The organism is Treponema sp. (genome assembly GCF_051883275.1).
GTDB lineage: Bacteria > Spirochaetota > Spirochaetia > Treponematales > Treponemataceae > Treponema_D.
Window position 1 is genome coordinate 1 of sequence record NZ_JBJETK010000010.1, and the last position, 1,692, is coordinate 1,692.

General features: G+C 44.2%; 1 protein-coding gene. It reads left to right on the top strand.

What is annotated here, in order from left to right:
* Window positions 1–204 precede the first annotated feature (204 nt).
* Window positions 205–1,533, top strand: coding sequence for an IS4 family transposase (locus ACI4L0_RS00895; RefSeq protein ID WP_439798290.1), 1,329 nt, complete (start codon window positions 205–207; stop codon window positions 1,531–1,533).
* Window positions 1,534–1,692: the final 159 nt, after the last annotated feature.

A 1,692-nucleotide genomic window follows, 5' to 3' on the forward strand; every position in this document is an offset into this window, starting at 1 on the left:
GGGGACATGTCCCAATGTCACTAAGTTAAGGAATACAGGGTCTCGCAGGGAAGCGGGGCCCTACTTTTTTTAAAATTTTTACTTTTTTTCAAAAAAGGGCTTGACAAATACGGTAAAGTGTGCGGCCTTTTTGCTAACTGCGGTTAGCAAAAAGGCCTTTGTAATTAGAGGTGTCCCCACCGAAAATTACAAGGAGGCTTACCAATGTCAAATCAAATTCTTATTGTGAAAGAAAAGCTGAATGCTTCCATCAACCAAATATGCGGCGCATCCCGGCAATTTGTGAAAGATCCGTCTCGGGATTATACGAGAGTAAGAAGTCTTACGATGCACGATGTTTTTTCATCTACACTGTGTTTTGAGGGAGCTACTTTGACCCGTGAAATGTTGCGTTTCTTTGACTTTCATCGGAATACGCCCTCCAGCTCAGCTTTCATCCAGCAGCGTAGCAAACTCAACGAGTTGGCTTTTCCCTCGCTCTTCCATTTCTTCGTGAATAAAACTGACATGAGACGGTGCTATAAGGGCTATCGTTTACTTGCTGCTGATGGCTCCGATGTTCAAATTCCTCTGAATTCTCATGATGCAAGCACCTATTTCCCGAGCGTTAACGGTAAAGCGCCCTACAGCATGCTTCACTTGGATGCTGTTTATGACCTGCTTCAGCGCACTTATGTTGACGCTTCCGTTTGTGGTCGAAGAAATTTCAACGAAAAAGAAGCGCTCTGCAAGATGATTCAAAATTCCTCCATCGACAATGCCCTCATCATCGCTGACAGAGGATATGAAAGCTATAATCTTATGGCGCACATTCAGGAGAAAAACTGGAAATTTTTGATTCGAATTAAAGACCTTCATTCCACCGGTATCGCCTCCGGGCTACCTCTGCCTTCCTCTCCTGAATTTGATGAATTCTTTCCGCTGAATCTGACCAAACAGCGGACGGCAGAGGCTAGAGAACTCTTAAAGGATGCATCCCATTACAAGTTCCTTTATGCCAACGCCTCTTTTGACTTTCTGCCGACCGGCAGTTGCAAAGACGATCCGCTTTCTCTTTACTATCTTCCTTTCCGTGTTGTCAGATTTAAAATTTCTGACTCTACTTATGAAACCGTCGTTACCAATCTGGATGCCGGCGATTTTCCTCCCCAAGAGCTGAAGCGCCTTTACGCCATGCGCTGGGGTATTGAGACTTCTTTCAGAGAATTGAAGTACACCCTTGGCTTGCTCCATTTCCACGCAAAAAAGGTGGAGTACATTATCCAGGAGCTTTTTGCCAGACTCATCATGTACAACTTCTCTGAATTGATTACCTCGCTTGTAGTCATCCAGAAATGCAACAGAAAATACCCTTACAAAGCCAATTTCACTGTCGCTGTGCAGATTTGCAGACAATTCTTCCTCGGTAATGTATCTCCACCTGATGTTGAAGCTATTTTATGTAAGAATCTGTCCGTCATCCGCTCCGGAAGGAGCAGTCCTCGCAACATAGGGGACAGGCGTCTTATTAGCTTCACCTATAGAATAGCATAATCCCTCTCATTTGCATAGCTTTTTTTAGCGGATTCTCCGATCCGCTTATTTGTCATGCCCTTTTTCAAAATAAAGGGATACTTACAAGTTTCTAAGCGCTGGTTATTTGGCTCTGACCTTGCTTCCCTGTGTTAACTTAATGGCATTGGGACATGTCCC

Excerpts from the sequence above, each read along its gene's own strand:
- ACI4L0_RS00895 (WP_439798290.1), top strand. The coding sequence starts at position 205 with ATGTCAAATCAAATTCTTATTGTGAAAGAAAAGCTGAATGCTTCCATC.